The sequence below is a fragment of the Nocardioides sp. genome (genome assembly GCF_035697785.1).
Taxonomy (GTDB): Bacteria; Actinomycetota; Actinomycetes; order Propionibacteriales; family Nocardioidaceae; genus Nocardioides_B.
Genome location: NZ_DASSCL010000035.1, coordinates 1 through 7,165, shown reverse-complemented (window position 1 = coordinate 7,165; position 7,165 = coordinate 1). Strand labels below are relative to the sequence as shown.

Sequence of the window (7,165 nt, the reverse complement as noted above, 5' to 3'; positions counted from 1 at the left end):
ACGGGGTGATTACCACGGGACCGTGGTAATCGGCCGCCGGGGAAGCTCAGCCGGCCCGGGTGATCGACACCGCGAGGGCGGCCAGATGCTCCAGCCGGGCGAGCTCGGAGTCGAGTACGTCGGGCCCGCCGCGGCGGCCGAACACCACCATCTCGTCGTGGTCGTTGAGCGGCGCACCGGCGACCAGGGTCGACTCCAGGTGCTTCCACTCCTCGGGCAGCGGGAGCCGGGCGGCGTGCGCACGGGGGAACCACGCGTCCGCAACCTCGAGCAGGTCCGGGGCGGCCGACGTCCGGTGCAGCACCTTGGGACCGGCGTCGCTGCTGCGCACCCGCATCGCCCAGTCGGCGCGGAACGTGAACGGAAGCAGGTCGACCAGCTCGTCGCAGGCGGTGGCGGGACTCTGCGTCAGCGCCTCGACGGCCTCGAGGTCGAGGAACAGGTTGCCACCGGCGGCGTACCGGGAGATCCAGAGCACCTGCACGCCGTCGAGCTGGTTGCACGCGGACACGATCGAGTCGGGCATCACACCGTGCGCGGTCTCGAGGAGCACGTCGTCGACCGCGGTGCCGTCGCGTCGGTGCTCGACGATCTCGATCGCCTCGATGTCGCCGCCGGCCTCACCGATGGCGGTCGCGACGCGGCCCAGCGAACCGGGCACGTCCGGCAGCTCGACGCGCAGCAGGAAGGGCATCGCTCACTCGGTCCTTCCCACCGCGACCGGGTCGTGCAGGGCTACCCGGCCCGGACGTACGACGTCGGCATCCACGCCGAACTCCGGCTCCCTCACCGGCGGAACGGCTCCCTCGCCTCGACCATATCCCGCCAGCGTTCTCAGCACCGGCAGGTCCTTCTCCCCCGAGACGGGGTCGAGGTCGACGACCGCACAACGCGGGATGGGGCCGCGCACCCGGACCTCCGCGTCACCGAGCGTGAGGTGGCGCCCGACCCAGTGCGCCTCCACACCCGGCGGTTCCGGACCGGTGTCGACCACGAAGGTGGGTCGGAACCGGGCTCCCTCGACGAGTGCCCCGACCCGGGCCGAGAGCCGGTGCAGCGACGAGGTGGTCACCAGGCTCACCGATCCGCCGTAGACCACCTCGCCGGGGTGGGCGGGACGGGCCAGCGCCACGTCGTACCCGACATGCTCGGAGAGCAGCCGCGCCCACGGTCCGTCGAGCAGCTCGACCTCGGCGACCCGACCCCAGTAGTCGACCTTGCGGACATCCCCGGTCGGCTCGGGTACAGCGTCGGCCCGCCGGTCGCCGAGCGTCACGCCGAACCTTTGGCCGGCCGTGGTGGCTACCACCCGCAGCATCGTGGGGTTCTCGACTGTGCGGAGCACCCGGTCGCGCGCGGGGTCCACCAGGCACAGCGCCCGGTCGCCGACCGGGCCCTGCGGCGACAGCTCCACCGACGGGTGCTCGACGTGCCGGGCGCCCTTCAACGGGGTGAAACCGATCCGGGTCACTCGCACGAGCCGACCATCTCACGCGTGCGTTACGTCGCGGTTTCCGCCGAGCGCGAAGGTCCCGACCACCTCGTAGCGCGGCCGGCGCCGCGGTCCCTCCCCGAGGTGCGACTCGACCAGGGCCATCTCCTTCGCCGTCCAGGACGGTCCGAGGTACGGGTCCAGGACCCGGATCCAGCGGGTCGCCTCGATGGGCCGGCCGCTGCGGGCCAGCGTCACGTGCGGGTGGAACCTGCCGCCGTCTCCACCCGCGCCGGACTTCGACCCCGCGGCGCGCGCACCGGTGGCCATCCGGCGCAGCTCCTCGTCACGACCCGCGGCGTCGATGCCGGCGTACACCACCTTGGCCCGGCGCGGGTTGGGGAACGCGCCGGCGCCGGAGATGCGCAGGTCGACGGCGGTACGCCGCGCCGCCGCCCGGCCGAGGCGCTCGACCAGGTCGTCCACGTGCCGCTCGGCGACGTCGCCGAAGAACGCGAGCGTCACGTGCCACTGCTCCGGGACGGTCCAGCGCAACCCGTCACCGGCCTCCTGCCGGGGCGTCAGGAACTCGGCGAGGTCCTCGGCGACCGGGTCCGGGGGCAGCAGCGCGACGAACATCCTCACGATCCGACCGTAGCCCCGGCTGGCCCGGGACCCGACGCTCACGCAAGGAGTGCCCGCTGCCGCCCCCCCCGCGACCTTCCCCGGGCGATCTGCACCTTCCCGTGGTGAGATCACACCGGGAAGCGGCCAATTCACAGGGGACCCAGTGAATTGGCCCCCACCCCCAAACATCAGTCACCGACTGCGGGGTACACAGGGCCCATGACGATGACCTGGAGCCGGCTGATGTCCGCCGCGAGCGCGACGTACGGCGGCTATGCGCTGTCCACACCGAGGCACCTGGGGCGGTTCCTGACCGACGACCGCAAGTCGCAGGGCGACTACGACCTCCTCGCCCGGACGTACGGCGCGCGCGACCTCGCGATCAGTGCCGTCGGCCTCCTGGGGCGGTCGGAGCGCTCGGTGACGGCCGCGATGCTGATCCGGGTCGCGTGCGACGTCTCCGACGGGCTGCTGCTCGCCCCGCAGACGAAGGACGAGGAGACGCGCGCGCAGGTCCTCGCCATCACGTTCGGCTGGGCCGGCCTGAACCTGCTGGCGCTCGCCCGGGACCGCCGGGTCGCCAAGAAGAGGAAGCGGGCACTCACCCCGCAGTAGGCGGCTACTTCGACGTCGGGAAGTGGAAGCTCGCCTCGCTGGCGTGGCTGACGTGCGGCCAGCGGGCGGTGACCACCTTCGCGCGCGTGTAGAACGCCACGCCCTCCGGTCCGTGCACGTGCTTGTCGCCGAACAGCGAGTCCTTCCAGCCGCCGAACGAGTAGAACGCCATCGGCACCGGGACCGGCACGTTGATCCCGATCATGCCGACGTGCACTCCTCGCTGAAACCGGCGCGCGGCCTCACCGCTCGAGGTGAAGATCGCCGTCCCGTTGCCGTAGGGGTTGGCGTTGATGAGCGCGATCGCCTCGTCGACGGAGTCCGTGCGCAGCACCGACAGCACCGGCCCGAACACCTCCTCGCGGTAGACGTCCATCTCCGGGCGCACCGCGTCGATGACGGTGGGTCCGACGAAGAACCCGTCCTCGTGCCCCGGCACCGTGAAGCCGCGGCCGTCGACCGTGACCCGGCCGCCCTGCGCCTCACCGGCGTCGATCAGGCCGACGATCCGCTGCTGCGCCTCGCGGGTGACCACCGGCCCCATCTCGCTGTCGGCGTCGCGTCCCGCGCCGACCCGCACCGCGCGGGCCCGGTCGTTGACGGCCTCGACGATCCGGTCGCCCGCGGCACCCACGGCGACAGCCGCCGAGATCGCCATGCATCGCTCGCCGGCCGAGCCGAAGGACGCAGCGGCCAGGTGGTCGGCGGCGAAGTCGAGGTCGGCGTCCGGCAGCACGATCGCGTGGTTCTTCGCGCCACCCAGCGCCTGGACCCGCTTGCCGTTGGCGGTGCCCCGCTCGTGGATGTAGCGCGCGATCGGCGTCGAGCCGACGAACGAGATCGCCGCGACCTCGGGCGCATCGAGCAGCGCGTCCACCGCGACCTTGTCGCCGTGCACGACGTTGAACACCCCGTCCGGGAGACCCGCCTGCTGCCAGAGCTCGGCCAGCCGCATCGAGGCCGACGGGTCGCGCTCGCTCGGCTTGAGCACGAACGTGTTGCCGCACGCGATCGCGACCGGGAACATCCACATCGGCACCATGGCCGGGAAGTTGAACGGCGTGATCCCGGCGACGACGCCGAGCGGCTCCCGGAACGAGTACGTGTCGACGTCCGTCGACACCTGATCGGAGTAGTCGCCCTTGAGCAACGACGCGATGCCGCTGGCGAACTCGACGACCTCGAGCCCGCGCTGGACCTCGCCGCGGGCGTCGGAGAGCACCTTGCCGTGCTCGTCCGTGATCAGCCCGGCGATCTCGTCGGCGTGCCGGTTCACGAGCTCTCGGAACGCGAACAGGATCTTGGTGCGGGCGCTCACCGACGTCTGGCTCCACGCCGAGAACGCCTCACCGGCCGCGGCGACCGCCTCGCGCACGTCCTCGGCCGTCGCCAGCACGACCTCCGCCTGCTGCCGCCCGCTCGCGGGGTCGTAGACCGCCGCGGTCCGCTCCGACGTCCCGCTCGTGGTCTTGCCCGCGATCCAGTGCTCGATCGTCCTCACGCTGTCCTCCTCGTCCGCCCCGTGCTGGATGTCCATCGCCTGACCCACCGTGGCCCGGTCAGCCGGGCACGCGGCCGACGACGCACCACGCTGAGGCCGCCATCTCGAACGGCGCCGGCGGCAGCAGCTGCTGGCAGCGAGCCCGCAGTGCGGCACGCGCCTCGTCGCCGAGGCCGGCCACGTAGACGCCGGCGGGTCCGACCCCGAGCGTGTACGGCTCCCACCAGTCCTCGAACGTCGCGAAGCCGACGTGCACGGTCAGTGACGACGGCTGTACGTCGTCCAGCCCCGCGCTCACGGCCAGCTCGGTCAGGTGCCCCTCGGCGGCCCCGGCCAGCCCGGACTCGTCGCGGGCACCAGGGTCGAGCTCGCGTACAGCGCGCCAGTACGTCGACAACGGGCCGGCGTCACCGGCGTGGTCCCACACCGACGCCAGCACCGCGCCACCCGGCCGGGTCACCCGCGCCATCTCCCGCAGTCCCGCGACCGGGTCCTGCATGAAATGCACGACGAGCTGGGCCAGCGCCACGTCGAAGGTGTCGGCGTCGAAGGGCAGGTCCTCCGCGGACGCACGGCGTACGTCGACGCCGGGGCAACGTTCCTGCACGGCCGCGACGAACGGTGCCGACGGATCCACGGCCGAGACCGCGTCCGCCCCGAGCGCCGCGACCAGACGACGCGTCAGGGCACCCGGGCCGCAGCCCACATCGAGCACCCGCTGACCCGGGCGCAGGCCGGCCACCGCCATGAACTCGTCGGCCAACGGCTCGGAGAACCGGCCCATGAACCGGTCGTAGGCTTCGGCGACGACGTCGAAGGTCACCTGCCGAACCTAGTCCGTGGTGAACCCGTCGTCGATCGCCCGAGCGGCCTATCCCCAGCCCGGGAGCACCACGGCCGCCCACACCAGCAACGGGCCCACCGCGACCACGATCGCGGAGTAGCCGAGGATCTGCTTGTAGAACTTCTCCTGGCTGATCGTGTCCGGGCAGTTGGCGAGCATGATCGCCCCGTTGGTGGAGAACGGACTGACGTCCACGATCGTGGAGGAGACGGCGAGTGCGGCGACCAGGGCGACGGCGCCGACTCCGCCCGCGTCGATCAGCGGGATCGCGATCGGGATGATGATCGGCAGCAGGGCCGTCGAGGAGGCGAACGCCGAGACGATGCCGCCCACGTAGCAGAGCAGCAGGGCCGCGAGCAGCGCCGTGCCGATCCCCGCCGCGAGCTGCCCGACGTACTCCGGGGTGCCCGCCTCCTCCAGAACGGCGACGAACGTCGTGACGCCGGCGAGCAGAAGGATGGTCGCCCACGCGATCTGCGACACCGCACCCTTGTTGGACGACGGGTACAGCGCGACGAGCAGGACCGCGGCGGTGATGGCGCAGAAGCCGATGTTGCGCTCGAAGACGAGCGCCAGCACGGCGACGACCAGGAACGCGACCAGCGTGATGACCTGCTCGGTGTTGATGCGGCTGGTCGCGGGTGCCTCGACCGCGGTCATGGTGCCGCCCGAGGTGCCGGCGCCAGTCCCTGCCGCGCCGCCGCCGGTGCCCGAGCCCGAGGCACCGTCCCCGTGATCCTCGGCGCCTGCCGGGACGCTGGTGTCGATCCTGCGGCTCATCAGCTCGCGGCCCCCGAGGACGGCGAACAGGGCGACTGCGATCAGGAGGTTGACGATCAGGCTGGTCAGGAAGATCGCGATCTCGCCGTTGGGCAGGTCGTTGTCGGCCATCACCGAGTTGGTGATCGTGCCGTAGATGCTGATCGGGGAGAAGCCGCCCGCCTGCGCCCCGTGCACCACGAGCATGCCCATCAGCAGCGGGCTGATCTTGTAGCGGCCGGCGAAGCCGAGGGCGATCGGACCGATGATCGCGCAGGCCGCCGGGCTGGCCGCCCCGATCGCGGTCAGGACGCCGGTGATCGCGAACATGACCCAGGGGATCAGCGCCACCCGACCCCCGACCGCCTGCACCGCCTTCTGGACGATCAGGTCGACCGTGCCGTTGTTCCTGGCGATCGCGAACAGATAGGTGATGCCGATGAGGGTGAGCACCAGGTCGCTGTTCATCCCGGCGATGATGTCGTCCTCGGGCATGCCGAGGGAGTACATGCCGACCAGCCAGGCGGCGACGAACGCGAGCGCGCCCATGTTGATGGGCAGCAGGGTTCCGACGATGAAAAGCGCGGCGAGGGCGAGGATCGACACCCATTCAGGGGACATGAGGCACTTCCTAGGTCCGAGACGTGACCGCTGTCACACCAGACCGTTCCCCTCGAGTCCGAGCCTGAATCCCCCGGAGCCCTCCAACCTGATCGTCCCTAGACTCCCGCAGGTGGACTGGCTCGAGGTGCTCGCGATCATCGGCGCCGGGCTGGGCGCCGGAATCGTCGTCACCGCGATCGGCGCAGGGTCCCTGGTGAGCTTCCCGATCCTGCTGGCGGTCGGGGTGAGCCCCCTGGTCGCCAACGTCTGCAACAACGTTGGTCTGGTGCCGGGCGGGGTCACCGGGACGTGGGGCTACCGGCGGGAGATGGCCGACTACCCGCACCTGGTCGCACGGGTCGCCCTCACCAGCGGCTGCGGTGGACTGCTGGGCGCCGTACTGCTGCTCGCCTTCTCCCCCGACGCCTTCGAGGCGATCGTCCCCTATCTCGTGCTGCTGGCGGCGACGCTGGTCGGGATCCAGCCGGTGGTGTCGGCGCGCGTACGACGCGTGGCCGCACGGCGCGGCCGGCCGATCGCCGACGACCGCGAGGTGATGGGTCCGAAGTTGACCGGGGTGGCATCGCTGATAGGTGTCTACGGCGGCTACTTCGGGGCCGGCCAGGGTGTCATGCTGGTTGCGTTCCTGGCGCTCGGGCTCGACATCCCGCTGCAGTCGATCAACGCGCTGAAGAACCTCGCGATCCTGTCCGCCAACATCGCCGCGACCGTCGTGTTCGTCTTCGCGGCCCCGCTCGACTGGGTGATCATCGGCCTGATCGCG

8 protein-coding genes are annotated in these 7,165 nt (G+C 71.5%); 2 read left to right on the top strand and 6 right to left on the bottom strand.

Translation table 11 applies throughout. The annotated features are described in order from the left end of the window. Positions 1–46 precede the first annotated feature (46 nt). The 3 genes from VFH10_RS03795 to thpR are packed head-to-tail and all read right to left on the bottom strand — an operon-like array spanning position 47 to position 2,071. Positions 47–694 (bottom strand): ACT domain-containing protein, encoded by a 648-nt coding sequence (locus VFH10_RS03795; protein ID WP_325126091.1) that lies wholly within the window; start codon positions 692–694, stop codon positions 47–49. Positions 695–697: 3 nt separating this feature from the next. Continuing rightward, on the bottom strand, positions 698–1,471 hold the full coding sequence (locus VFH10_RS03790) for an MOSC domain-containing protein (protein ID WP_325126088.1): 774 nt from the start codon (positions 1,469–1,471) through the stop codon (positions 698–700). Between the two features lie 18 nt (positions 1,472–1,489). Continuing rightward, complete coding sequence (thpR, locus tag VFH10_RS03785) at positions 1,490–2,071, bottom strand: RNA 2',3'-cyclic phosphodiesterase (RefSeq protein ID WP_325126093.1); 582 nt, start codon at positions 2,069–2,071, stop codon at positions 1,490–1,492. A 207-nt stretch (positions 2,072–2,278) separates the two neighbouring features. Here thpR and VFH10_RS03780 point away from each other — a divergent pair, with 207 nt between their 5' ends. Further along, entirely contained in the window at positions 2,279–2,674 is a 396-nt protein-coding gene (locus tag VFH10_RS03780) for a hypothetical protein (protein WP_325126086.1), read from the top strand. A 4-nt stretch (positions 2,675–2,678) separates the two neighbouring features. Here VFH10_RS03780 and VFH10_RS03775 read toward each other — a convergent pair whose 3' ends face one another. From VFH10_RS03775 to VFH10_RS03765, 3 genes are read right to left on the bottom strand one after another with little or no spacing between them, the layout of a single operon-like run. Beyond that, positions 2,679–4,211, bottom strand: a complete 1,533-nt coding sequence (locus tag VFH10_RS03775; protein WP_325126084.1) for a CoA-acylating methylmalonate-semialdehyde dehydrogenase — start codon at positions 4,209–4,211, stop codon at positions 2,679–2,681. A 22-nt stretch (positions 4,212–4,233) separates the two neighbouring features. Beyond that, positions 4,234–4,998 (bottom strand): class I SAM-dependent methyltransferase, encoded by a 765-nt coding sequence (locus VFH10_RS03770; RefSeq protein WP_325126082.1) that lies wholly within the window; start codon positions 4,996–4,998, stop codon positions 4,234–4,236. A gap of 48 nt (positions 4,999–5,046) precedes the next feature. Then, entirely contained in the window at positions 5,047–6,399 is a 1,353-nt protein-coding gene (locus VFH10_RS03765; RefSeq protein ID WP_325126080.1) for an SLC13 family permease, read from the bottom strand. A 112-nt stretch (positions 6,400–6,511) separates the two neighbouring features. Here VFH10_RS03765 and VFH10_RS03760 point away from each other — a divergent pair. Next, the coding region (locus VFH10_RS03760) for a sulfite exporter TauE/SafE family protein (protein ID WP_325126078.1) at positions 6,512–7,165 on the top strand (654 nt) is incomplete at its 3' end.

What these genes read in the sequence shown, in the direction of transcription:
- VFH10_RS03795 (WP_325126091.1), bottom strand. Translation starts at nt 694, where the DNA reads ATGCCCTTCCTGCTGCGCGTCGAGCTGCCGGACGTGCCCGGTTCGCTG.
- thpR (WP_325126093.1), bottom strand. Translation starts at nt 2,071, where the DNA reads ATGTTCGTCGCGCTGCTGCCCCCGGACCCGGTCGCCGAGGACCTCGCC.
- VFH10_RS03780 (WP_325126086.1), top strand. Translation starts at nt 2,279, where the DNA reads ATGACGATGACCTGGAGCCGGCTGATGTCCGCCGCGAGCGCGACGTAC.
- VFH10_RS03775 (WP_325126084.1), bottom strand. Translation starts at nt 4,211, where the DNA reads ATGGACATCCAGCACGGGGCGGACGAGGAGGACAGCGTGAGGACGATC.
- VFH10_RS03765 (WP_325126080.1), bottom strand. Translation starts at nt 6,399, where the DNA reads ATGTCCCCTGAATGGGTGTCGATCCTCGCCCTCGCCGCGCTTTTCATC.